Origin of the sequence: Streptomyces sp. NPDC008139, assembly GCF_042957025.1 — a bacterium.
Lineage (GTDB): Bacteria > Actinomycetota > Actinomycetes > Streptomycetales > Streptomycetaceae > Actinacidiphila.
Window position 1 is genome coordinate 139139 of record NZ_JBIBHM010000012.1, and the last position, 24180, is coordinate 163318.

The 24180-nt window shown below is 72.6% G+C and carries 17 protein-coding genes and 2 pseudogenes; 8 read left to right on the forward strand and 11 right to left on the reverse strand.

The features are described from left to right. Positions 1-193: 193 nt before the first annotated feature. Positions 194-4258: a hypothetical protein gene (locus ACFZBB_RS25395; RefSeq protein WP_391126587.1), complete on the reverse strand. Its 4065-nt coding sequence runs from the start codon at positions 4256-4258 to the stop codon at positions 194-196. Beyond that, a complete protein-coding gene (locus ACFZBB_RS25400; RefSeq protein WP_391126590.1) occupies positions 4255-4890 on the reverse strand; it encodes a hypothetical protein in 636 nt (211 codons plus the stop codon). Before ACFZBB_RS25400 ends, ACFZBB_RS25395 begins: the two co-directional genes overlap by 4 nt. Before the next feature lie 102 nt (positions 4891-4992). Between ACFZBB_RS25400 and ACFZBB_RS25405 the strand changes: the two genes are divergently transcribed. Continuing rightward, a complete protein-coding gene (locus ACFZBB_RS25405; protein WP_391126592.1) occupies positions 4993-5574 on the forward strand; it encodes a tetratricopeptide repeat protein in 582 nt (193 codons plus the stop codon). Between the two features lie 331 nt (positions 5575-5905). On the opposite strand, the gene ACFZBB_RS25410 is transcribed toward ACFZBB_RS25405, so the two are convergent. Next, positions 5906-6991 (reverse strand): M20/M25/M40 family metallo-hydrolase, encoded by a 1086-nt coding sequence (locus tag ACFZBB_RS25410; RefSeq protein WP_391126595.1) that lies wholly within the window; start codon positions 6989-6991, stop codon positions 5906-5908. A gap of 159 nt (positions 6992-7150) precedes the next feature. Between ACFZBB_RS25410 and ACFZBB_RS25415 the strand changes: the two genes are divergently transcribed. Beyond that, the gene (locus ACFZBB_RS25415; protein WP_391126597.1) at positions 7151-8122 is read left to right on the forward strand and encodes a LysR substrate-binding domain-containing protein; all 972 of its coding nucleotides are present in this window, start codon (positions 7151-7153) and stop codon (positions 8120-8122) included. 200 nt (positions 8123-8322) lie between these two features. On the opposite strand, the pseudogene ACFZBB_RS25420 reads toward ACFZBB_RS25415, so the two are convergent. Beyond that, positions 8323-8850: pseudogene (locus tag ACFZBB_RS25420) on the reverse strand (isocitrate lyase/phosphoenolpyruvate mutase family protein); the annotation flags it as partial. A 90-nt stretch (positions 8851-8940) separates the two neighbouring features. Here ACFZBB_RS25420 and ACFZBB_RS25425 point away from each other — a divergent pair. Genes ACFZBB_RS25425 through ACFZBB_RS25435 form a run of 3 tightly spaced genes read left to right on the forward strand, consistent with a single transcriptional unit; the run spans position 8941 to position 11675 of the window. Then, on the forward strand, positions 8941-9342 hold the full coding sequence (locus ACFZBB_RS25425; RefSeq protein WP_391126600.1) for a hypothetical protein: 402 nt from the start codon (positions 8941-8943) through the stop codon (positions 9340-9342). 6 nt (positions 9343-9348) lie between these two features. Next, a complete protein-coding gene (locus ACFZBB_RS25430) occupies positions 9349-10968 on the forward strand; it encodes a hypothetical protein (protein ID WP_391126603.1) in 1620 nt (539 codons plus the stop codon). Between the two features lie 5 nt (positions 10969-10973). Continuing rightward, positions 10974-11675, forward strand: a complete 702-nt coding sequence (locus ACFZBB_RS25435) for a TIR domain-containing protein (protein WP_391126606.1) — start codon at positions 10974-10976, stop codon at positions 11673-11675. A gap of 110 nt (positions 11676-11785) precedes the next feature. On the opposite strand, the gene ACFZBB_RS25440 is transcribed toward ACFZBB_RS25435, so the two are convergent. Next, positions 11786-12643: a macro domain-containing protein gene (locus ACFZBB_RS25440; protein WP_391126610.1), complete on the reverse strand. Its 858-nt coding sequence runs from the start codon at positions 12641-12643 to the stop codon at positions 11786-11788. A gap of 271 nt (positions 12644-12914) precedes the next feature. On the opposite strand from ACFZBB_RS25440, the gene ACFZBB_RS25445 reads away from it, so the two are divergent. Continuing rightward, entirely contained in the window at positions 12915-14381 is a 1467-nt protein-coding gene (locus ACFZBB_RS25445) for a macro domain-containing protein (RefSeq protein WP_391126612.1), read from the forward strand. A 297-nt stretch (positions 14382-14678) separates the two neighbouring features. Here the strand turns inward: ACFZBB_RS25445 and ACFZBB_RS25450 are convergent, their stop codons facing one another. From ACFZBB_RS25450 to ACFZBB_RS25460, 3 genes are read right to left on the reverse strand one after another with little or no spacing between them, the layout of a single operon-like run. After that, positions 14679-15059 carry a roadblock/LC7 domain-containing protein gene (locus ACFZBB_RS25450; protein ID WP_355336469.1) on the reverse strand — a complete coding sequence of 127 codons (381 nt, stop codon included), beginning with the start codon at positions 15057-15059 and terminating at the stop codon, positions 14679-14681. 37 nt (positions 15060-15096) lie between these two features. Next, positions 15097-16221 carry a hypothetical protein gene (locus tag ACFZBB_RS25455; RefSeq protein ID WP_391126615.1) on the reverse strand — a complete coding sequence of 375 codons (1125 nt, stop codon included), beginning with the start codon at positions 16219-16221 and terminating at the stop codon, positions 15097-15099. Further along, complete coding sequence (locus ACFZBB_RS25460; RefSeq protein WP_391126618.1) at positions 16218-16619, reverse strand: hypothetical protein; 402 nt, start codon at positions 16617-16619, stop codon at positions 16218-16220. The genes ACFZBB_RS25455 and ACFZBB_RS25460 overlap by 4 nt, the downstream gene beginning before the upstream one ends. Before the next feature lie 142 nt (positions 16620-16761). On the opposite strand from ACFZBB_RS25460, the gene ACFZBB_RS25465 reads away from it, so the two are divergent. Beyond that, the gene (locus ACFZBB_RS25465; protein ID WP_391126621.1) at positions 16762-17127 is read left to right on the forward strand and encodes a hypothetical protein; all 366 of its coding nucleotides are present in this window, start codon (positions 16762-16764) and stop codon (positions 17125-17127) included. A 495-nt stretch (positions 17128-17622) separates the two neighbouring features. Here the strand turns inward: ACFZBB_RS25465 and ACFZBB_RS25470 are convergent, their stop codons facing one another. Continuing rightward, positions 17623-20850 (reverse strand): family 78 glycoside hydrolase catalytic domain, encoded by a 3228-nt coding sequence (locus ACFZBB_RS25470; protein ID WP_391126624.1) that lies wholly within the window; start codon positions 20848-20850, stop codon positions 17623-17625. A 290-nt stretch (positions 20851-21140) separates the two neighbouring features. Between ACFZBB_RS25470 and ACFZBB_RS25475 the strand changes: the two are divergent. Continuing rightward, positions 21141-21362, forward strand: a pseudogene (locus ACFZBB_RS25475) (hypothetical protein); the annotation flags it as partial. A gap of 17 nt (positions 21363-21379) precedes the next feature. On the opposite strand, the gene ACFZBB_RS25480 reads toward ACFZBB_RS25475, so the two are convergent. Then, entirely contained in the window at positions 21380-22828 is a 1449-nt protein-coding gene (locus tag ACFZBB_RS25480) for an oxygenase MpaB family protein (protein ID WP_391126983.1), read from the reverse strand. Positions 22829-23205: 377 nt separating this feature from the next. Then, the gene (uppS, locus tag ACFZBB_RS25485) at positions 23206-23928 is read right to left on the reverse strand and encodes a polyprenyl diphosphate synthase (RefSeq protein ID WP_391043522.1); all 723 of its coding nucleotides are present in this window, start codon (positions 23926-23928) and stop codon (positions 23206-23208) included. Positions 23929-24180: the final 252 nt, after the last annotated feature.

A 24180-nucleotide genomic window follows, 5' to 3' on the forward strand; every position in this document is an offset into this window, starting at 1 on the left:
CCGGCAGCCTCCTCCGTAGCCTTCGCCGCCGTGCTCTCCGCCGCGTTCACCCTCATGGTCCCGCTCATGATCCACGCCCTTCGCAGTGCTGCCCGGTCCCCCGTTGATCACCACCATAGGAGCCGTTGCGGTCAGCTGCTGTCCGCAATGGCGCGTCTCCGTACGTTCGGTGTTCGCGCTGGTCAGAGCCCGTTCAGCGCTGGATGATGCCGGGGCGGGGCCGCGCGCCGAGGGTGTGGGCGAGGCGGAGGAGGTCGCGGTGGCGGGGGTCGGCGGCGGTCGCGCGGGCGAGGACGTCGAGCTGCGGGGTGTCGAGGGCGGCGAGGGGGCGCTGGAGGAGCGCGCCGGGGTGCTGGAGGTCGTGGACTCTGCTGATCCAGTCGAAGGAGCGGCGGCGCGCCGGGGCCATGACGTCGAGCTGGCCGTAGTAGACGACGTGGCGCCCGCCGGGTGAGGTGATCACGGCCTTGAGGTGGCCGGGGTCGCCGACGAAGGCGGTCGGGGCGGCGACCGGTGCCAGACCGTCGGCCGGGTCGAAGAAGTGCACGCGGTCCTCGGAGCCCGCCTTGCCGCCGGCCACGCCCCACTGCGGCACGGCGAAGAGTTCGGACAGCCGTACGGTGTCGCGGTGGGCGACCGGCGTCAGCTCGGTGCCGTCCAACTGCCAGAGCATCAGGCCGCCTTGGTGGCCCGCCGTCATGAGCAGGTCGTCGTCGGCGAAGACCAGCTCCGACACCGGCGCGTGGTACCGGGGCACGGCGCCCACGGCCAACACCTCGCTGAGCGTGGCGTCGGTGGCGATGATCCGGCCGCCGTCGGACAGGACGAGGCGGTCGCCGCGGGGCGTCACCGCCATCCGGTTGTCGTAACCGAGGCCCCACGCCTCCAGGTTGACCTGTTCGAGCCTGCCCGTGGGGCCGAGCGTGAGCGCCGCGGGATAGAGCGCGAGGGTGGCCACGCAGCCGCGGGCGGTGGAAGCCAGCCGCGTTCCCAGGAGTTGGGTGCCCTGCGCGAGGACCGTCGTGCCGTCCGGGCCGTGGCGTACGAGTTCCGTGCCCGCGTCGCGCCCGGCCCGCCGCCGGACCGCGACCACCTCGGTGGCGCTCAGACAGGCCAGAGTGCTGTGACAGGCAGGGCCTTCGTACAGGACGGTCCGCCGGGCGGTGTCGAGTCCCGCCTCCGGGCCGGACTCCGGCCCTGAGGCGAGGTACGCCGGTCCTGAGCCGAGATACGTCGGCCCTGAGCCGAGGTGCTCCGGTCCTGAGCCGAGGTACGCCGGTCCTGAGCCGAGGTACGCCGGTCCTGAGCGGAGGTGCTCCGGTCCTGAGCCCAGGTCGAGGGTCTCGATCCGCTCGGTCGCCTCGGCGTCCCCCCGCTCCGGCACGTAGTCGATCGGGACCAGGGCCAGGACGTCGCCGCCGTGGGAGAAGGCGCAGGACGAGGGCGAGAAGAAGGTCAGATCGGCGGGCAGCGGGCGGGTGGCGGCCTTCGCGGCCTCGGCGATCAGCGCCTCGGCCTTGCGGGGCGAGGTCTCACGCAGCCAGGCCAGCAGTTCCTGGTCGGAGCGGGACGCGGGCAGCCAGCCGCGGCGGGGAAGGCGGCGCGCGAGCCGTACCGCCTCGGCCAGGGGCGCGGCGCAGATCCGTTCCCAGTACGCGGGCCAGTCCCGTGCGTCCGCGAGCCGCGCCGCCTCCGCGCCGAGTGCGGCGGCCGGCGGGGACCGCCGGGCCAGGAACTCCGGCTGCCAGCCGTGGACGGTGACGGTGGCGGCCGGGACCGTGTACGAATCCCTCAGCTCGACCCTCCGGGAGCGGGCGTCGGCCTCCGGGTCCTGCGCCAGACCCGCCGACCGCCGCGCGTCGTTCTGCGCGTGCAACGCGCCCACCAGCTCCATCTCGTAGGTGGCGGGCGCCTTTTCGACGAGCCGCCGCAGGATCGCGATCGCCTCCTCGCCCACCTCCATGGCTTCGCGGGGGCGGCGCGCGTCGAGGAGGGCGGAGTGCAGCAGCCGCAGCGAGGCGACACAAGCCTCCTCGTAGTGCCGGGAGTTGGCCCGGGCGAGGCGGCGGTTGATCGCGGCCACCTCCTCCGCCACCTCGACGGCCTCGTCGTGGCGTCCCTCGGCGGTCAGTTGCCGTCCCAGCAGGGACAGCGACCTGCCGAGCGGCGTGTCCTGGACCTGCTCGCCCTCGGCCACCAACTCCCGGCTCAGGGCGACCCCTTCGCGCAGCGCGTCGGCGCCTGCCGGGGGACGGAAGGTCAGCGTCGCGCCGTTGACCAGGGCGATGGCCAGCCCTCTGCGGTACGAGGGATCGCGGGCGGCGACGGTCCGATACGTCCGCGTGGCAAGCTCGTTGGCGCGGTACGCGTCCTCCCAGCGACCGGCCGCCTCCAGCCGCGTACTGAGGTTGGCCAGCGCGGTGGCCAGGTGGGGGCTGTACGCGGACGCGTACTCCGTCACCGGAGCGGACGCGTCGTCGGGCCGGTCCTCGGCGACCAGCCGCTCGAAGAGGTCCACGACCCGCTGCTGGGTGCTCAGCGACTCCTCCAACCGGCCCAGGGAGACGAGGTGGTTGGCGACATTGGTCAGGGCGCGGCCGACGTGCTCCTCGTACCGCCGGGGGTCGGTCGCGGCCAGCTCGGCGAAGAGGTCCGCGCCGCGCCGCGTGGCCCGCAGCGCCTCCTCCGTACGGCCCAGGTCGTCCAGGTTGTTGCCGTGGTTGACGTGCAGCCTGGCCCGCGCGTCCACGTCGTCCGCCGCCGCCAGCCGGTGCTCGAACAGCCGTACCAGCAAGGCCGCCCGACCCACCGTCAGGTCAGCGGGCACCGGTTCCGGCAGTTCGGCGGCGATGTCTTCGAGGAGGTCGGCCCCGATGTCCGGCAGACTGGCCAGGGCGGTGAGCGCGGCGCCCCCGGCCGCGACGCCGAGCGCGGGCTCGGCGGCCAACAGCGGGTAGAGGCAGGTGCGTCCGACGTGCGGCCAGCGGCCCGCGGCCGTGGCGAGCGCCGTGACCGGCCGGGCGGGACCGCCGCAGCGGCGCAGTACGGTGGCCGCCGTTTCCGGGGCCCAGGGCTGCGCGGGGTAGTCGGCCGGGTGGCCCGGCAGGGTGAGGGCGACGAAGTCCTCGGCCAGGCGGTCGGGATAGAGCGGTTCGAGTACGGTGTCGGCCGCTTCCTCGGGCGGCGGGTAGCACACCGCGTGATCGGCGAGGACGGTCGGCGGCGGGTGGCCGAGGCGTAACTCGTCCACCAGGAGCGTGCCGCGGGCGGTGGGCTGCGCGCCGCCCAGCGAGGCGGCGAAGACCACCTGGTTCATCACCGCGGGCGGGACGGTGACCCGGCCCGGCGTCTCGTGCAGCAGCGCCCAGCCCAACTGCTCGCGGTCGAGCAGGTAGACGGTCAGCCCGGCCAGGTCCTCCGGGGCGCGGCGGCCGGTCGCCTCGGCGTCCACCGCCACGAGCGCGGCCATGTGGACGGCGAGGGTGAGGCCGAAGTCGGCCGGCCGTAAGTCGGGTTGGCGGTCCGGCGGGGGGATGCCGTAACGGGCGGCGAAGCCGTCGCGCGCCGCGCGGAACATCGGGCCGCGGTCGTCGCGGCGCGGGTCACCGGCCCGTCGCCGGAAGCCCTCCTCCATGTCCAGCGGACCCAACGCCTGTGTGGAGACGTCGACTTGCTCATTGCTCAGGGCGGCGCGCAGCGCGGGCCAGGGGTCGGTGCTCCGCGCCAGGAGCAGGACGCGGGTCGGCACGTCCGGCCGGTGCAGCAGGGCGTTGCTGAACAGCCACGTCAGGCTGGTCAGCGCCCAGCGGTCGGCGTAGTCGACCAGGAGCAGCAGTCCCGCCGCGTCGTCCAGCCGCAGATCCTGGCTGCCCTGCGGCGGCAGTACGGTGCCCGGTCCCTCGACCGCGGTGACCACTTTCCAGCCCCGATCGGCGAGTTGCCCCGCGAGCTGCTGGGCGAGGCGGGTCTTGCCCTGGCCGCCGGGCGCGTGCAGCCAGCGGGCCGCGCGCCGGGGGCCGTCCGCGCACCAGGCGTGCAGGGCGGCCAGTTCGCTGTCGCGGCCGGTGAAGGGGGCTACGGCGTAACGGGCGTTGAGCATCCGGCTGGGCTGCTGGGCCAGCCACTCCGCCGCGGGCTCCGGGGCCGGGGACCACTGTCTGAGGAGGTAGAGGGGGGTGCCGTCGCCGAAGACGTGGATGTCCGCGCCAATGGCGCCGTAGGCGAAGCCGCCGACCGCGGTGACGTTCTGGCTGGTCACGTCATGGGTCCGCCGTCGCGGCGGGCACCGGGTGCCTGGCCGTCGGGTGTTGTGGCTTCGGGGTGGGGCGTCGGGGTGACGGGGTCGACGCTCGGCGTTCCGGGGTCGACGCTCAACGTTCCGGGGTCGGCGCTCGGGGTGACGGGGTCGGCGCTCGGGGTTCCGGGGCTCGGGGCCACGCCTCCGGCGCTCGGCGTTCCGGGGCCGGTCGCCGGGGCCTCGTGGATGATCACGTTGCCGTTCTGGACGCCGAAGGCGCGGGCGTTGTCGTGTGCCTCGACGTTCTGGTGGTACCGCACCCACTGCTGCTCGGAACCCGGCAGCTCGGCCTCCAGCCGTACCGTCAACTCCCGAATGGCCTGCGCCGCCTCGGGGTTGTCCCGCAGGAACTGCTCCAGGCGCAGCCGCCAGCCCGGCCGCAAGCTCTCCCTGGCCGCCCCGGCGTCGTCCGCCGCCACCACCAATGCGGCCTCACTGTCCAACTGCGCTGCCAGTCCCGCCGGTTCGTGCTCGCCGCCACGACGCAGCACCCGCAGGATTCCCGTACGCGCCGTCTGCCAGGCGTCCGTGGCCATCGCGGCGACCAGCGTCGTGGACGCGGCTGCGGCCAGCGTCGCCAGGGATTCGATCATCGGCTTCCTTCCGCGGCGTGGCCAGGTGCTTCCATCGTGCCACCGAACCGCCCGGCGGTTAGGCTTGTTGGTCACGCCCGCGCCGCGAGGGAGGGGGCAGCCATGGGGAACGGCTCGACCCGCAGGCGGCTGCACCGGCAGGTCCGTACGGCCCGCGCCCTGTTCGACGAGGGCGCCCTCGAAGAGGCCGAAGCCCTGCTCCGCAGCCTCATGTCCGACTGCGACGACGCCTTCGGCGGCGACCACCGCGAGTCGATCGGCATCCGCAATCTACTCGGCTCCGTCCTCTACCAGCAGGGCAAGCTCGGCGCCTCCGCCACCCTGCACGGCGAGGCCATGGCCCGCGCCGCCCGCGTCCTCGGGTCCGACGACCCCGCCACACTCGGTTACGCCCACAACTACGGTGCGGCCCTGGCCGTCCAGGGCCGTACCTCCGACGCCGTCTCCGTCCTCGACGACACCCTCCAGCGCCGTATCCGCCGCCTCGGCGACGCCCACGAGGACACCCTGACCACCGCCAACACTCTCGGCGCCACGCTCTTCACCGCCGGCGCCCGCTCCGACGGCCTCACCCTCCTCCGCCAAGCCCACGCATCCGCCCAACGCCTCCCCCCGAGCCATCCGCTCCGCGAGGACATCGCCCGCAATCTGGCGATCGCCCAACGCAACGCGGGCAGTTGGTAGCAGCCGCCCCGCGCGAACTCAGAGCAGCCTCTCGGCGGCCCGGCCGGCGTCCGTCCCCGCGCATGCGGGGAGCCGTGGACGGTACCGAGCCGGCCGTCACGCAACTCGGGGCCATCCCCGCCTGTGCGGGGCGCAGTTCACGTCGATCAGCGCGATCTCCCGGATCACCGGGCCATCCCCGCGCGGGCGGGGAACAGGCCACGTCACGGGCCGTCGACTGGACCGAGGAGGGGCCATCCCCGCTCGTGGCCACGTACAGCGTATGGCTGCGGCACTCGGGCGGCGGACGGTGTGCCGTCCGTGGAGGTCGCGCGGGACGGCGGCGCCGGGGTCAGGGGTGGAGGGTGCGGGTGACGAGGGCGGCGAGGAGGCGGGCGCGGGGGATGAGTTCGGAGGTGAGGACGTGTTCGGTGGGAGCGTGGGCGCCGGTGCCGACGGCGCCCAGGCCGTCGAGGGTGGGGCAGCCGACGGCGGCGGTGTAGTTGCCGTCGGAGGCGCCGCCGACGGGCAGGCCGCGCAGTGGGGGGCGGCCGAACGCTGCGGTGAGTGCGGCGGCGAGGGCGAAGAGGTCGGCGGAGGAGGCGGGTTCCATCGGGGGGCGGCGGGGGCCGCCGCGAAGGGAGAGCCGGGCGCCGGGGGTACGGGCGGTGAGGCCGCGCATGAGGACGTCGATACGGTCCTGCGCGGCACGCGTCGGCGCGCGGACGTCGACGGAGACGACGGCCTGGGCCGGCACGGTGTTGCGGGTGCTGCCCGCCGACAGCAGGGTGGGGGTGACGGTCGACGTGCCCAACTCCGTATCCTGCGCCGCCAATTGGGCCAGCGCCAACACCTGGTGAGCGGCCTCGACCGCCGCGTTGACCCCCTTCTCCGGCTCCAGTCCCGCGTGCGCGGCACGGCCGTGCACCACCACCTCGTACCGTGACGTCCCCTTGCGCGCCGTCTTGAGCGCGCCGGTCCCGTCCGCCGACGCCTCGAGGACGAAGGCCGCAGCGCACCCCCGCGCGGTCTCCTCGATCAGCGCGCGGGACGTCGGGGAGCCGACCTCCTCGTCACCGTTGACCAGCACGCAGACGCCGTCGAGGGACGGCAGCGAGGCGAGCGCGTGGAACATCTGCACCAGCCCGGCCTTCATGTCCAGGACGCCGGGGCCGCGCGCGATCCCGTCCGTCACCGACCAGGGGTGGGTGGCGAGCGTGCCGGCCGGCCAGACGGTGTCGTGGTGCCCGACGAGCAGGACGCGCGGAGTGCCGAAGGCCCACCGCAGGTGCGGTACGCCGTCGCTCACGATCGTCTCCGGCGCGGCGCCGAGCAGCCGGGTGCCCAGCGCGCCGACCACTTCGGCGCTGCGCGCGAGTGCGACGTGGTCGGCGGAGAAGGACTCGCAGACGACCAGCTCCTCAAGGTCGGACAGCATCTCCCGCAAGGAAAAAGGGGGTTCGGACTTCGGCTGCGCCATGGTGACTCCCGCGTCAAGGCGAACGGGCTCAGGTCCGGTCGGACCAGGCCCCGTTCGGTCTCTTCGACGGTAGGAACCCCCGCCCCATTCCACCAGCGACTACATTTCATGTGATCCATGCAGAGAGGGAATGGCGTGCGCGACACCTTCGGTACGGACGCGCTGCGGCTGCTGCTCGCCGTCGCGGACACCGGCTCCTTCACCGCCGCCGCGCAGCGGCTCGCCTACACGCAGTCCGCCGTCTCCCGCCGCATCGCCGCGCTCGAACGGCAGGCGGGCGGGCCGCTGTTCGTCCGCCTGCCGCGAGGCGTACGGCTGACGCCCGCAGGAGCGGCCCTGCACCGGCACGCCACCGAGGTGCTTGACCGACTGGCCCGCGCGGAGGGCGAGTTGGCCGCCATTCACGCGGGCCGGGGCGGCACCCTGCGCGTCGGCGCCTTCGCCACCGCGAACATCGCCCTCGTACCGGCGGCGCTGCGTGCCTTCACCCGCGCGCGTCCCGAGGTCGAGGTGGTCGTGGTCGAGGGCCGCAGCGACGCGCTGGTCCAGCGCCTCGCGGACGGCGCGCTCGACATCGCCGTGGTCAGCGACTACCCGTCGGGCCTGCCGTCGGCCGAGGGCGTCACGACGGACGCGCTGCTGGCGGACGAGCTGTACGTGGGTCTGCCGCGCGACCACCGGCTGGCCGCGAGCGCGGATCCGGTCCAACTCGGCGACCTTCGCGACGAGTCCTGGATTCAGGACGCGCCCGCCGGAGGGCACCCGGCCCTCCTGCTCGACGCCTGCGCGCAGGCGGGCTTCGCGCCGCGCAAGCTGATCCGCGTCGCCGAGTGGAGCGGCAAATTCGGCTACGTCGCCGCCGGGCTCGGCGTCGCCCTCGTGCCCTCCCTCGCCCTGTGGGCCGTCCCGCCCGACCTCGCTCTCCGCCCCCTGGCACCCCCGTTCCCCCGCCGCACCGTCCACACCGCGCTTCCCCCGTCCCCCCTCCCCGCGGCCCGGCTTCTGGCGGACCTCCTCCGGGCGGCGGCCCGCGATCCGGACGAGCGGACCGGGCCGGCGACGAACGCCCGCTCCCAGCCTTCCTGTTGACGACGGCGTTGAGCGCGCCGAGGTCCAGGCTGTGCGCCATCCCGAAGTACGGTTCCTCGCCGGGCAGTTCGGCGGCGGCCCGCTGGGCGGCGCCGTAGGCGGCCTGGGCCAGGGCGGTGCCGACGCTGATCCGACGGACGCCGACGGACGCCGACGGCGGAGAATTCGGCCACTGACAGCGAGCCGGGACCGGCCATGACGTTGACGGGCAGCGGGCTGTCGCGGACGAGGGCGGCCACGGCGGGCAGGTCGACGAGGCCGGGGACGAAGGTGCTGTCGACCCCGGCTTCGGCGTACGCGTGCGCGCGGGACAGGACGTGTGCGGCCCGGTCCTGCGGGTCGCCGACGCCGAAGAGGAAGACGTCGGTGCGCGCGTTGATCCACAGGTTGGGGTCGCCCGCGTCCTCGGCGGCGGAGCGGGAGGCGCGCAGACGTACGGAGTGGGCGGCCGTGTCGTGCAGCGGGCCGCCCGGCGCGAGGGAGTCCTCCAGGTTGACGCCGACGGCTCCGGCCACATCCGGACACGCTGCCACGCACACAGGAGCGGGCCGCGCCCGGGTTGAACGGCTGGCGTCCAGCCGCAACGCGCCGCGTCCGGCGGAACGGGCCGCGTCCGGGCGGAACGGCTGGCGTCCAGCCGCAACGCGCCGCGTCCGGGCGGAACGGGCGGCGGAAGCGGATCGGAAGCGGTCCGGTTCTGGCGGGGGAAGGGGCGGCACTGGTCGCATCTGAGGTGTCAACAGCCCTTCCGCGCAGGCGCGTACGCCAGCGTGCCGAGCGGGATCGGGCGCACACCGCACCGAGCGTTGGAGTGGTCCATGAGCGACCCCGGCCTGCCGTCCCCCGACCCGAATCCGTACCCGTATCCCAGATCCGCCGACCTGCCGGTGCCGCCATCGGCGCCGCCGTCCACACCGCCGTCCGTACCCGTACCCGTACGGGCCCCCGTACCGGCGCAGTTCCCCGCGCACATGTCCGCGCCCGGTCCGACGCCGTACCGCCACGTGGGCCTGATACCGAGCGCGGGGCCCGCGCGCGGGTGGGGGCTGGTCGTCGCCGCCGCGCCCCTGCTGCTGATCGCGCTCATCGCCCTCGTCGCCGGATCGGCGCTGCACCCGACGAGCGGCCTCACCTCCGGTGCGCGCACCGGCCTCAGCTCCGCCCACGGCGCGCCCGCGCATCGCGCTGCCGCCGACGACCTGTTGAGAGCGGAGCGCTGAGCCGCCATGACCGTCACCCGGACCGTGCTCCCGCGCCCCGCCGAGCCCCCGCAGGCGCCGCCGGTGTCCCGCGCGTACGCCCGTACGAAGGCGACCCGTCTGCTGTCGGCGGGCACGTACCTCGACCCCGTCTACCGCGGCACCGTCATCAGGGAGTTGCTGCGCAACCGCTTCCGCGTGGTCGCGCCGTCCTACGGCTACGACAACGTGTCCGTCCTCGCGCACGCCCTCGCCGCCCGCCGACTGCGGCGACTGCAAAGGTGGTTGAGCGCCGGTTCGGTCGTCGCCGCGCTGATCCTGACCGCGAGCGGCGCGGTCAATCCCGTCATCGCCGTCCTGTTGGTGTTCTGGGCGCTGTGGGCGCTGGCGTACCTGCGCAGGATCGTGACCCTGAACATCCTGATGACGCGGCTGAAGGAGACCGGCGCCGACGGCGGTTTCGACGGGGCGTACCCGGCGAACGCACGCCTGACCGAGACCCTGATCCGCAAGATCGACCGGGAGCAGTCAGCCAGCGACAGCCTGGTCTTCTACGGCGGCTTCCGGCCGTTCGTCGGCGCGGGCGAACCGCTGCGCGACTGGGCGAACGCCCAACTCCTCATCGGCGCGCGGAAGCTGCGCCTGAAGTCCAGGGACCACGAGGGGAAGCGGGACGTCGAGGGGACGGCGCCGGGTCTCGACACCGACGAGCGCAAGCCGCTCCTGCCGTTCACCGTGGACAAGATCACCGCATACGTCGGCGAGCGGATGGCCGCCGAACTGCGTGACGGCGCGAAGCCGGGCGAGCGCATCGAGGGCCTGGCCGTCGAGCGGCGCCGCTTCACCACGGCGATCCGAACCAACGACCGCACCAGCGGCGAGGGTTGGTCCCGGCTGCCGGGCATCGGCGACCTGCCGGACCTGCACTGGCGCGAGGACTACGACTCGGCGCGCGAGTACCTGTGCGTGCGGATCGGCTCGTGGAACGAGGAGTTGGTGACCTCGATCTTCGTCGGCTTCGACCTCAAGGGGAACACACTCCACACCGAGTTCTACCCGTACGTCCTCGGGCCGCTCGTGGAGGACTTCCACCTGGTCGACCGGCTGCCGGACGCCTTCGACGGGCGGCTGGCGGTGCGGGTGGCCTGGGACATGGTCAAGGCGACGCCGCGCTGGGGGTTCAGCCTGCTGCTCTCGCCGCTGCGGCTGCTGCCCGAGCGCTTCCTGCCGTCGCCGCTGCGCTCCCTGGTCCGGCCCGGCCGCCGCGGCCCCAGTTCCATCCGGATCGGCACGAGCGTGACCTCGGTCGACAGCAGCGAATTCCGCCTGGGGCGTTACGTGACCAAGTCGGTCAACTGCGGCGCGCTGACCAGCGTGCGCGAGTTGGCGACGAACGACTACTACCACGCCTTCTTCCAGAAGTCCGACGCCGTGAAGTACACGCAGATCGTCGAGCGCCGTCTGCTGGAAATCATCCGAACGTTCCTGAACGACCACAATGTGGATCTCACCGACCACGACAGGGCGCAGAACAACATCCTCAACTACGAGGACAAGAGCATGCACGTCTCCGGGGACAACAACAGGAATTTCGGCTACGAGTACGCGCCGGACAACGGCGGAACCGCGAACGGCCAAGGGGATTGAGCGGCATGGGCGACGAAATGGATCACCAGGACAAGCGCATGACCGTTTCCGGTTCCGGAAATGAGCACTTCGGGTACGAATACCGTCCTGTTCTGGCCGCCGGTCAGGAGCCGGCCGCCACTGGGACCGCACGACCGGACACCCCGGAGCCGACGCCGTACGACGGCCTCCGCAGCCGTAACGTCTTCGTCGTGCACGGCCGGGACGAGCAGGCGCGGCTCGCGATGTTCGGGCTGCTGCGGCGGCTCGACCTGCGCCCGCTGGAGTGGGAGGAGTTGGTGCGGGCGACCGGCAAGACCTCGCCCTACATCGGCGAGGTGATCGCGAACGCGCCGTCGCTCGCGCAGGCCGCGCTCGTGCTGCTCACCCCGGACGACACCGCCAAGCTGCACCCCGAACTCCTCGGTGACTACGAGCGGGTGGACGAGGTGCAGTACACCGGGCAGCCCCGGCAGAACGTGCTGATCGAGCTGGGCATGGTGCTGATGGCGTACCGCGCGCGCACGGTCATCGTCGAGGTCGGCCGGCTGCGGCACGCCACCGACATCGAGGGCCTCAACGTCATCCGCTTCGACGGCTCGCAGTCGTCGCTGGAGAAGATCGTCGCCCGGCTGAAGGTGGCCGAGTGCCCGGTGGACGACAGCCGCTCCGACTGGCGCGACACGTCGTACTTCGAGAATCTGTCGGCCTATCGGCGGCTCGCCTGACACGCGGCCCGCCGGACACGCACCGCATCACCTCGCAGGACGAAGCAGGGGGCGGCCGGAGACCGGCCGCCCCTTCTCGTACGGTCCGCACGCGGCATCCGGCATCCGGCCTACGCGCGGTCGACGCCCGACGCCAACGTCCGCAAGAAGGCGGCCACTTCCGGCATGTTGACGCGCTCCAGGTCCGCGGGCCGGACCACCACCCGCAGCTCACGGCAGACCGCGCCCTCGCGGGACCTGGCGATGAACGACATCAGGATCAGCCGCAACAGGCTGTCCTGGTCGAGGTAGTCGAGACGTGACAGCCCCGAGCCGACCAGCGGCATCGCCACCGCCTCCGGGCGCGCGTACCGACTCACCGTGTCCCAGAGCCGGTTGAGGCTGAACCAGAGGTCCTCCACGCTGGACGCGGCCACGTAGTCGTTGCCGATACGGCTGTACGCCGCCGCGAACGTCAGCCGCGGGCGGGTGCCGAGGACTGCCACCGTGCCGATCGGGTACCGGTCCACCTTGCCCAGCGGCTTGCGCGACCGGTCCTCGCGCGCGACGGGCGTCACCGCGCCGAGGGCCGCGTCCAACTCGGCGTCCAAGCGCGGGAGGTCGCCGTCGTAGCGGCGGGCGAGCAACTGCCCCTGGACGCTCGCCTCGCTGATGACCAGACCGCTCTCGGGGACGGTGTCGAAGGTGTCGGTGAAGCCGATCACGAGGTGCGCGGCCTGCTCGAACAGGTCGCCCTCCTCGACCACCACCGTCATGTCGGGGCGCCGGAACTCCTGCCGCACGCGCGTGACCGGCCGGGCCCTGCCGATGCCCCACAGCACGCAGGCCGCCACCGATGCCGCGGTCACCGGAGCCGGATCGGGAAAGCTCTGGGGAAAGAGCTGCCCCACGAACTGGAGGACCGCGGATATTCCGCCGAATGCCGCAATGGCATTGCGCACGAAGATCTGCCGGGCGCGGCGCGCCACACGCAACCGTAAGCGAGCGCGGAGCCGAGTCCGTAACGCGGAACGCGACGGAGAACGCGACGGGGGACGCGGCCCGGTAGGCGATCCGCGCCGTAACCGCACGCGTAACCGCGCGCGCACGCGCATCCTGCGCCGCGCCCCTGTCGGCGGGCGGGCCGGAACCGGGCCTGTGGGATCAGCGGAACTCATGGTTTTTCCAAGGCGGCTTGATAATCTGGCATTCGCCTCCGGGGGTTTGCGTCGAGGGAGGCGGAAACGGGTGGGGAAAGCAATGACGCACGTTCGGATAAATGTGCTGGGGCCCGTACTGCTCGAAGTCGACGGTCTTCCGGTACGGCTGACACCGCTCACGACCCGGCTGCTGGTCCGGCTGGTGGCCGCCGAGGGCGAGGCCGTTCCCGTACGTCAACTGCGCCGCGACGTCTGGGGACTGGCCGACGAGCCGCGGCACCAGGCGCAGCGCAATCGCAACGAGGTGCAAAAGCGCGTCCTGGAGTTGCGGCGCGCCCTCGATCCGGGTCAGGACGGCACGGCCGCCCGGCTGCTGCGGACCGAGCAGCAGGTCACCGTGGGCGGCGCGGAGACCGCGTACCGACTGGTGCCGCGCGCCGCGGAGTTGGACAGCGCGCGGTTCACGGCGGTCGTCGGCGAGGCGCTGCTCGCGCCGCCCGCGACCGCGGCCCACCGGCTGGCCGAGGCGCTGGGCATGGTGCGCGGACGGCCGCTGGCCGAGGTCAACGGGGAGGCGTTCGCCGTCGACTTCGTCCGGCGGCTCACCGCGCTCCAGGACTCCGCCCGGCGCGGCCTGGTCCGCTCCCGCACCGAACTCGGCCGACCCGATCTCGCCCTGCCGGTGGCCGAGTTGATCGCCCGCGAGCATCCCGGCGACCCTGACGCGGCCCGCACGCTCGAAGCCCTGCGGGCCGCCCTGCGCGCGCGGCACGGCGCCGAACTGCTGCGCCACGCGGTGCCGTTGCCCGGCCGGCAGGTGGATGTCGTGCTCGTGCAGGGCGACCTGTTCGACCAGACGGACGCCAATCTGGTGGTCGGTTTCACCGACACCTTCGACACCGCGACCGACGAGGACGTCGTCATCAGCCGCGGCAGCGTCCAGGGCCAGCTCGTGGACCGGCTCTTCGTCGGCCGGCGCCGCCTGCTGGACGAGAAGCTGCGGGCCGGGCTGCGCGCGGTGCCCGCCGTCGGCACGGAGAGCAGCCGCGCCAAGCCGCGCGGCCGGCGCGTGCGGTACCCGGTCGGCACGACCGTCGCCGTACCGGTGGACGGACGGCGGGTCTTCGCGACGGCGTATTCGCGGATCGGCAACGACCTCGTCGCGCACTCCGGCCACGACGACCTGCGGGTCAGCCTGGACAGCCTCTGGGCGTCGGTGGCCGTGCACGGGCTGTTCAAGCCGCTGGCCGTCCCGCTCATCGGCTCCGGACTCGCGCGCGTCACCGACCTCGACCGCGGGCAGCTCGCGGCCCTGATCGTCGACTCGTTCATCGGCGCGTGCCGTCGATACGCGGCGCTGACGCCGGAGTTGCGGATCGTCATCAGGCCCGAGGATCTGGGCAGGACGGATCTGTCGCCCGTGGAGCGGCGGTTCGAGGAGCGGTACGGGGAGGGGGTGACGGAGTCGGTCGGGCGGCCGGTGGTGGAGAGGGTGGCGGAGGGGGCTGTCGCGGGGGTCGCGGAGAAGGTCGTGGAGCCCTTCGCGGGGGCGGACCTGGCCGAATGACGGCGGGTGCGTGGTCGTCGCCGCGACCGTGGCCGTAGCCGCGCCCGTACGCGTCCCCGAGCCCGTACCGTACGACCGGCTGTACCCGCCCATCTACCCGTCCCCGTCCCGCCCGAGGCGTCGGCCCGGCCGGCCGCGCACACCTGAGTCGACCGCGGCGGGCGCTTCCGCGGGTACCCGCCGGGCGCTTCCGTCCCGCTTCCGATGCGGGGCGATGTCGGGGCCGTGTCCGTGTCCGGACCGGGTCGGGCGGTGTCGGGCGGTGTCGGGCCGGGAAGGTCGTCCGAGCCGAAGGCGTCAGGCGGCGCTGAGGAGGGAGACGAGGTGGTCGACCGTCGCCGGGGACTCGCGGTGGAGGCCCGGCAGGTCGAGTCCCTCGTCGGCGAGGATCACCAACAGGGCGTGCTCGCCGACGGACAGGACGACGATGTAGCCGCCGTTGCAGCGGACGACGACGTCGCGCAGCCCGCCGAGGCCGACTTCCGCCGCCGTGCGGCGGCCGACGCCGAGGCTCGCGGCGGCGAGCGCCGCCACCGACTCGGGCTGCACGGTCGCGGTGTCGGCGGCCACGAGCAGACCGTCCGAGGTGGAGATCACCGTTTCGTTGACGCCCATCACGCGTTCACGCAGGGACTTGAGCGAAGCGACGAGCGCTTCGTAAGGGGCGGCACTGGTCATGGTGCACTCTCCTCGGGCAGGCCGGTCGCTGTCCCGCTCACGGCAACAGGTTGTTCTGTGACGGGTGGTTCGGTGACGAGTGATGGGGGTGACCGGGCGGCTTGCGGTCCGACGGCGGTTGTGTGGAGGGCAGTTGGCCGCCGGGCTGGCGCCGCGGAAGCGGCCTGTCGTCGGCGCCCGGCGGCGGCGGTGACTGCCGGTCGGCGGCCCGCGCGGTCAGCAGCGGGCGCGGCGCGAGCGGGTCGTCGTCACGCGCGGCGGCCCTGCGGGTCGCGATCCTGGCCAGGTCGAGCATCACCGGATACACCCCGCGCCCCAGCGCGAACGCGAGATCGCGCGGTGTGCGGCGGCCGTTGGCGGCCAGCAGCAGCGTACGGCCGCGCTCGCCGATACGGTCCGCGTCGGACCTGGCCTCCGCGCGTACCGCGCCGCGCGCGAACTCCCCCACGGACGGCACCATTTCGCGCAGCGTCCGCAGCCGCAGCGCCGTCTCCTCAGTCAGGCGCGCGGGCTCCTGGCCGGGCCAGGCGGCGAGTTCGGGGCCGCGTCCGGGACCGTGCCCTGGGCCGCGTTCCGGGTCGGTGCGCCAGCCGGTCACCGGTTGCAGGGCCATCGCGAAGGCGCCGTCGAAGAGCGCGGCGGTGCAGACGACGAACAACTCCACCGCCGTAACCGATCCGCGTGCGGTCAACACCGTGCCCAGTTCGCCGTTTTCGGGGAGCGCCGCCAGCGCGGCCTCCCACTCCCGCTCTTCGATCCGCCCGGACTTCAGCAGCAGCGAGCGGGCGGAGGGGGCGGAGGGTGTCTCGACGGCGCCGACCAGTCCTTCGCGGAGGAAGAGGGTGCCGCCGGGGCCGCCTTCGACGGTGACGGCTCCGGTGAAGCGCTCCTGGCGGAGCTGGGCGAGGAGGGCGGGGACGTTCCGGGGCACGCGCAGCTCGGGGTCGGGGTCGGGCGAGGGGTCGGGGTCGGGCGAGGGATCGGGCTGAGCGTCGGGGTGGTCGAGGGCCGGGCTGTCGGAGGAGCGCGTGAGGGCCGGGGCGTCGAACGGGATCTCCCGCTCGGACCCTGCCCAGGGCTCGGACTCGGGCTCGGCCCCGGACCCAGGCCCGGGCCCGGACACGGACACGTCGTCGGGCTCGGCCCCGCTGTCAGCCGTCATGCGAACAGGCTCTCGGCGGCCGTGGCGATGTGCCGGGCGGCCAGCGCCAGATTGGTGTCGGCGCGGTCGAGCACCGTGGAGATCAGCACCGGGTCGCCCTGCCGGGCCACGACCCGCACGACGTGGTAGGTCCGCCGCCCGGTCACCACCACGCTCTCCAACTCGCCCTCCGCTCCCGCCTCGTGCAGCCCGTCCTCGATGAGGCTCAGCAGACGGCAGACCTCAGGTCCGTTTCCGGCCACCGCGCAGTCCCCGCTCTCGGCGTATGTGAGGCCGGTCACCGCGTCGACCAGGGCCGCACCGGACGTCCCGGACGCACCCGAGGTCCCAGCAGTCCCTGACGTCCCGGCAGCGGAAAGGACTTCGCCGAGTACCGACTCCAGCGCGTCCACAGGCACCCCTTCACTTTCGAACACCTGGCAGAGTACTTTAACGCCGAACTCTTTCACCTGTGATCGCGCATAGCTGTTTTCCGCTCACGCCGATCCTCGCCCGTACGGTCCGCGACACCGATGGACCTGCACAACCAAGGGAATTCCCGTGAACATTGAGTCGGCACTCAAAGAAGCGATGTCCGTCGAAGGCGCCATCGGGGTCGCGCTCGTCGACTACGAGAGCGGCATGGCGCTCGGCACGCTCGGCGGCGGCCGGGACCTGGACCTGGAGGTGGCGGCGGCGGGCAACACCGAGGTCGTACGCGCCAAGGTCCGCACGCTGTCGATGCTCGCCATCGACGACACGATCGAGGACATCCTCATCACGCTGGGCACCCAGTACCACCTGATCCGCCTGCTCGGCAGCAGCAGCGGCTCGCTCTTCCTCTACCTCGCGCTCGACCGGAGCCGGGCCAACCTCGCCCTGGCGCGGCACGTGCTCAAGCAGGTCGAGAACGGCCTGGAGGTCTGAGCCCCACCGGCTCCACCCGCTCCATCCGCTCCACCGGCTCCATCCGCTCCACCGGCTCCATCCGCTCCATCCGCTGCGTCGGGTCCACCGGCTCCCCCGGCTCCATCGGCCCTGCCGGACGGAATATGCGGTAGGAATTTGCCCGTCGGTGAATTTCCGCCCGCCGAATTCCCTTTTCCCTCAACCCGGCCCCAACGGGCCCCAACCGGCCTCAGCCAAAACATCCACCCCGCCCGTCACACGGTCGACAGATTCCGCGGGACGGTGTTTTGGCATGCGCCATGCCGCATACGCATGTAGGGCGGTGCCCCGCCACGCACGGGAAATCCATTTCTCCCGCCCCCGGCCCTGGCCCCACTTTCCCCACGGGAACCACCTCGCGCGGCCCCACCACCGGCCCCTGCCGCCGTGGCCGGATATCGCCGCCCCGGCGGCGGACCAGTGCCGCACCGCCGCACCGCCGCCGGGCCGCCCCGCCGCCCCGCCGCCGGGCCGTTAGCCGGCGACGCGGAACACGTAGTCGCCGGACCCGACCTCGTAGGTGGCGTAGCCGTCCTTCAGGCCGGTGAATCGGGCGTCGGAGGGGGCGTGGACGGCGGCGCGGGTGCGGGCGGGGACCAGGATCTGGGCCGTGGCGCCGACGGGGACGGTGGCGCGGAGCGTGAAGCGGCCGTGGTCGAGGGTCCAGGAGGAGGCCACGCGGCCGAGCGGGGACTCGACGTGGGCGGAGGCGTCGGTGAGGTCGCCGACCGGGTGGGGCTGGATCGTGATCCGGGTGTAGCCGGGCGCGGCGGGTTCGATGCCCGCGACGCGCTGGTAGAGCCAGTCGTCGACCGTGCCGAGGAAGGCGTGGTCGTGGGAGCGTGAGGTGTCCTGCCACTCCTCCCACATGGTCGTGGCGCCGAGGCCCTGGAACCAGTAACCCCAGCCTGGGTACGTGGGGTTGGTGGCGACTTCGTAGGCGAGGTCGCCGTTGCCGGTGTCGGTGAGGACGGGGAGGATCAACTTGGTGCCGAGCGCACCGGTGTTGAGGTGGCGGCCACGGGTCCTGATGTCGTTCGTGAGGTTGGCGACGACGGCCGCGCGCTCGGACGCGGGGACGATGCCGAGACTGAGCGGCAGCAGGTTGGACGTCTGCCGGTAGCCCGCGTCCTTGTTGTCGTAGTACGCCTTCGCCTTGGCGTCGTAGAAGTTCGCGTTGATGGCGTTCGCCGTCGTCGTCGCGAAGGCGTCGAAGTGCGCGGCGTCGGCGCTGTGTCCGAGGGCGCGGGCGATCCTGGCCATCATGGTGGCCGTCTGGTGGATGTACGCGGTGCCCGAGAGCCGGGTGCCCTCCGGCGGGAACGCGGCGCCGGGCGCGACCCAGTCGCCGTAGCTGAAGCCGGTGTAGACGTCGCCCGTCTTCGCGATGGTCTGCTCGTAGTGGTCGAGCCACAGCTTCATCGCGGCGTAGTTGTCCGCCAGCGGCCGGATGTCGCCGTAGTACCAGTACAGATCCCAGTTGATCAGCACGAAACTCGCCGACCAGACCGGGTCGTTCACGCCCTTGGCGCCGATGGTGCCGGGCACGGTGTGACCGAGCGTGCCGTCCGCGTTCTGGTCGTCGCGGTGGGCGCGCATCCAGTTCTCGTAGAAGTTCTCCATGTCGAAGTTGGCGATGGCGGAGTCGGCGGTGAGGTGCGCGTCCGCGTCGTACGGCCGCTTCTCGTACATCGGTGTGTCGGTCGGGATCGAGTGCAGGTTGTTCAGCGTCGTGTTCGCCTGTGCGTCCTGGAAGCGGTTGAGCAGGTCGCTCGAACTGCTGAAGTCGCCGGTGGCGGTGACGGCCGTGTGCACCCGCTCGCCCTTGACGGAGGTGACGGTGACGCCCGCGGGCGCGGCGACCTGTACGTAGCGGAAGCCGTCGTAGCTGTAGCTGGGGCGGTAACTCTCCCCGCCCGCCGCGCCCTTGAGCGTGTACGAGTAGGTCTGGAGCCCGGCGTTGTCGACCGTGCCGTCGGCGAGCAGCTTCTCGCCGTACGTGATCGTGACGACGGATCCGGCGGGGCCGCGCAGCGCGGTGTCCGCCCAACCCGCTGTGGGCGAGGCGAAGTCGTACACCTTGACGGTGCTCGTCGCGTCGCTCCGGGGCGTGGTGACCTGCTTGACCGGCAGGGTGCCGGTCACCTTGATCGGCGGGAACGCCTGCGCGCGGAGGGTGCCGCTCGGGGCGGTGACGGGGAGCGCGGGCTTCCAGGCGGTGGCGTCGAACCCCGGCTTGTTCCAGCCGGGTTGTTCGAGCCGCGCGTCGTACGTCTCGCCGTACAGGACGGATTCGGTGCGCGTCGGGCCGTCGGCGGCCTGCCAACTGCCGTCGCTGGTCACCTGCTGGGTGCTGCCGTCGGTGTAGGTGATGTCGAGTTCGAGCTTCAGCTTCGGCTCGCTGTGCCAGGGCGAGGCGTTCCACTCGTCGGGGTTCGTCATCGCGTAGTACCCGCGGCCGAGGCTCACGCCGAGCGTATTGCCGCCGCTGCGGAGGGACTTGGTGACGTCGTACGTCGCGTACAGCACCGTCTTGTCGTAGACGGTGAAGGCCGGATCGAGTTCGTGGTCGCCGACGCGCTGTCCGTTGAGGTAGAGCTTGTAGTAGCCGAGCCCGGCGACGTAGGCGCGGGCGGACGCGATCTTCTTGGGACGCTGGGCCTTGCCCTTCGCGCTGCCGGTGGTGAAGTCCTTGCGCAGCAGCGGCTCGGGCGGGCTCGGGACGCTGACCGAGCTGTACCAGGGCGCGTCGCCGTAATGCGCGGCCTCCAGGGCCGCGGGCCACGCCGCGTCGTCGAAGTCCGGCTGCTGCCAGCCGGTCGGCGCGGTGTCGCTCGCCTTCCATGCGGCGTCGGTGACGAGGTCGGGCGGGACGCCCGCCGAGCCGTCGATGTGCAGCTTGCCGATCACCCCGGCCGGGCCGGGGAAGGTGTTGACGGCCTGGACCGCGATGACGTTACGGCCGGGCCGCAGGTCGGCCGCGATGTCCGTGACGGTGGCCGTGCTCCAGGAGTTGCTGACCTGCGGCGAGCGCGCGATCTCCTTGCCGTTGACGTAGAGGACGAAGCTGTCGTCCGCCGTCAGCTCGAACGGGGCCGCGGTGACGGTGGCGTTGGTGGGAAGGTCGACCGTGCGGCGGAAGTACCGCGTGGCCGCGGGCGCCGAGTCGGCCGGTTTGCCCTCCGGGTACCAGATCCAGTCCGCGCCGGTGAGCGTCGTGGTCGCCGGTTTCGTCGGAGAGCCGATCCAACCGCCCTTGAACTGGCCCGGATCGAGGAACGCCGTCTCGAACGAGGCCGGTTGGCTCCACCGCGACACCTTGTGCGCGCCGTCCCAGACTCGCACGCGCCAGAAGTACCGTGTCTGCGACCGCAGTTGCCGTCCCGCGTACTCGACATCGAAGGACTTCGCCGAGCGCACCTCGCCGCTGTCCCACACATCGGCGCGGCCGTCGCGCGTGCTCGACACCGCGATCTCGTACGCCGTCTGCCTGGCGCCGTGCGCGTCGCCGCTCGCGCTCAGCGTCCACCCGAGCCGCGGCTTGGCCTCGTCCACCCCGAGCGGCTCGGTCTGATGCTCGACCGTCAACTCCCCGGCCCGCACCCCGCCGCCCCCGCCGCCGTGCCCGGCCCCACTGGCCTCCGCGGGCGCCACCCCCACGACCACCAAGCTCAGCACCGCCGTCACCACACGCACGATCACCGGGGTCTCCTCTGCATCTCTGCTTCGGCACGATCTCCCCATGCGTCGACCCCATGCGTCGCCCACGAAAAAATCGTTTCAAGTCCGTGGCCGCGAACCTAAGCGGCCACCCACCGAAGGTCAAGAGCCCCGCCGCGATGCATCACCCCCACTCAATTGAAACGTATTTGAAACCCTGACACCCCCACCCAACCCCCCACCTCCACCGCCTACCGTGCAGCCATGACCGCCCCCACCCCGCACCCCCGCTGCTCTTCCTCGACGTCGACGGACCGCTCATCCCCGACATCCCCGGCCTCCAGTGGAAGACGCGCCCCCTCCTCGCCTGGTCAGCGGGCCGCCCCTTCATCTGGCTCGACGACGAGATCAGCCCCGCCGACCGCACCTGGGCAGCCACCCACCACCCCGCCCCCACCCTGCTCCACCGCGTCGACCCCCACTACGGCCTCACGGAGGCGGACTTCGCGGCGCTCGATGAGTGGCTGGGCCGACTGCCCGACAGGGGCGAGTAACCGAGGTGAGGACGGGGTCAGGCGTCGGCGAGGAGGGGGTCGTAGGGGGTGGAGCGGTGGCGGGCGGACATGAAGGTGAGGAAGTCGGTGACGAAGGCGGAGCGGGTGTAGGTGGAGGCGGTGGTCGGGACGGTGCGGGTGAAGGCGGTGCGGAAGAGGGCGCGGTATTCGGTGGCGTCGATGGTCTGGTTGCCGTCCTTGTCGGTGACGTCGAAGAGGACTTCGGCGACGCGGATGAGGGCGGGGCCCGCGAGGGTGGGGGCGGCGGCGGTGTATTCGGCTCTGCTGACGCGGCCGTCGCCGTCGGTGTCGAGGGCGGACTGGAGTTCGCGCCACCAGTCGGCGTAGGCGTTGTAGAGCTTGGTCTCCTGAGGCTCGTCGAGGTCGAGGCGGGAGGACAACTCGCGGGCCATGGCGGCGAGATCGGGCCAGTCGAGGAAGCCGTCGCCGGTCTGGTCGAGGACTTCGGTGAAGAACTCGTCGGCGCTGCGCCGCGATCCGCCCGGTGTGGAGGTGCCGGTGGAGGTGGGGCCGTCGTCGGCGGACTCGCGCTGGGCGGGGAAGGGCGTGACGAGGCGGATGAAGGCGGCCGCCTGCTTCATACGGTCGCGCACGGCGGTGACCGTGGCGTAGCGGGGGTCGTCGCTGTCCGAGGTGAGGGCCATCAGGTTGGTGAGGGTCTCGGTCCTGATCCAGCCCTCGGGAAGGAAGCGGGCCAGGCCGGCGGCCATGTAGGCGCCCTGCATCAGCGTCTGGGCGCCGGGGATCTCGGGCAGACCGGCGCGGCGGCGGAAGGGCTCGGGGAGGGACGCGACGGTGATCTGCCCGATGACGGGCCCGGCGAGCGCGCGGCCCGCCGCCCAGACGGTGGGCAGGCCGTCCAGCAGGGGCGGCGCGGGAAGGTGGTCGAAGAGCTTGTAGAGGATGATGCGCAGCGCCTCGGTGTTCTCCAGCTTCTCCTCGACCATGCGGTCGTAGTACTGCCAGAACTCCGGCAGTGTGGCGGGCAGTTGACCCGCCGGGTCCCCCAAGGCACCGAGGAACGCCTGGAATTCGGCGTAGAGCTGCTCCATCGTCGTCTGGTCGAGCGGCTGCCCGCTCAGCCGGCACATCGTGACCGAACTCTCGAAGAGCGTCGCGACCACCCACGCGCGGACCTCGGGGTCCATCGCGTCGTACGGCCGGTGCCGGGCGTCGGCGCCGTTGAGCCGCGCGTGCAGGCGGTTGAGGCGCGCCGCCTCCCGCTGCCGTACCGCGTCGTCCGCGCCGAACATCCGCTGGAGGCTCACGAGGGTGTTGCGCAGCCGCCGCCACGGGTGCGCGACGAAGGTCGAGTTGTCGGCCAGGGCCGCGCCGATCTGCGGGTGCGCCGCCTCCAGAACCGTCGCCCTGATCACCGCCAGGCCCCAGCGGGGGTCGTTGAAGAAGCGGTGGAACTGGGAGTCGGGGCCGAAGAGGGATTCGATCTGCGGGGCGGGCGGCGTCGGAGGTGGCCCTGCGGGCGGCTTGACCGGGTCCGGTGCTACGGGGTCCGGTGCTACGGGGGCGGGTCCTACGGCGTCGGGTCCTACGGCGTCCGGCTTCGACGCTCTCGGCTTCACCGGCTTCGGCTTCACGGCTCGCGGTTTGACGGCCTGCGGTTTGACGACGTCCGGCTTCGCGGCTCTCGGCTTCACCACCTTCGGCTTCGCCCCGTCCGGCTTCACAGTGCCGACCGCCTCGGCCGCCCCGGTCACCCCGGCCGCCCCGGTCACCCCGGTCACCCCGGTCGCCCCGGCCGCCCGCGAACGGGCACGCCTAGGAGGCCGGTTGGTGCTGCTACTACTGCTACTGCCTGTCTCCGTCACGTGCGGGACTCTCCGTTCGCGTGCGGCGGCACGCCGCCGAAGCGGCGCTTGCGTTGCTGGTACGTGTGCAGGCACTCCAGGAAGTGCGGCGCGCGGAAGTCGGGCCAGAGCACCGAGGGGAAGGTCCATTCCGCGTAAGCGACCTGCCAGAGCATGAAGTTGGAGATGCGCTGTTCACCGGAGGTCCGGATCACGAGGTCGACGTCAGGTGTGTCGGGGAAGGGCAGGTGTGCGGCGAAGTGGCTCTCGTCCACGGCGTCGGCGGACACTCCGCTGCGGATCAGGGAGCGGGCCGCCTCGACGATGTCGCCGCGTCCGCCGTGGTCGAACGCGACGGTCAGGGTCATGCGGCGGTTCGTGCGGGTGAGTGTCATCAGGTCAGCGAAGTCGCGGGCCAGCGGGGCCGGGATTCTCGGGTCGGCGACGCCGAGGAAGCGGCAGCGGATGCCGCGCGCGTGCAGCAGTGCCGCGTGTTTGCGTACGACGCGGCGCACCAGGCGCATCAGGTAGTCGACCTCGTTGCTCGGGCGGCTCCAGTTCTCGGTGGAGAACGCGTACAGGCTCAGCCACTCCACCCCGGCTCCGCGCGCCGCCTCGATGACGTCGATCACCGTCGTCTCCGCCGCGCGGTGGCCCGCCGTCCGCGGCAGCGAACGGCTCTCCGCCCAGCGGCCGTTCCCGTCCATCACACACGCGACGTGCCGCGGGGCCGGGGTCAGTGACGTGGCCCGTCGCGGCTGTCTGCCTACGCGGACTCCGGTGTCCCATACGACCGAAGTGCCGCTGTCTCGCTCCACCGTCACAGGTGCCCCCGGCCGTCACCGTCACCGCAATTGGATCAACACCTCACAGCGTCCTGGCACTTGGCCTCCGGCACATCCCGATCCGCGCATATTCACCCATGGCACGCCAGTCCGATTCCCCGCCTCCGCGACACGCGGGCGCAGGCACACCGAGGCGCGCGGAGACAG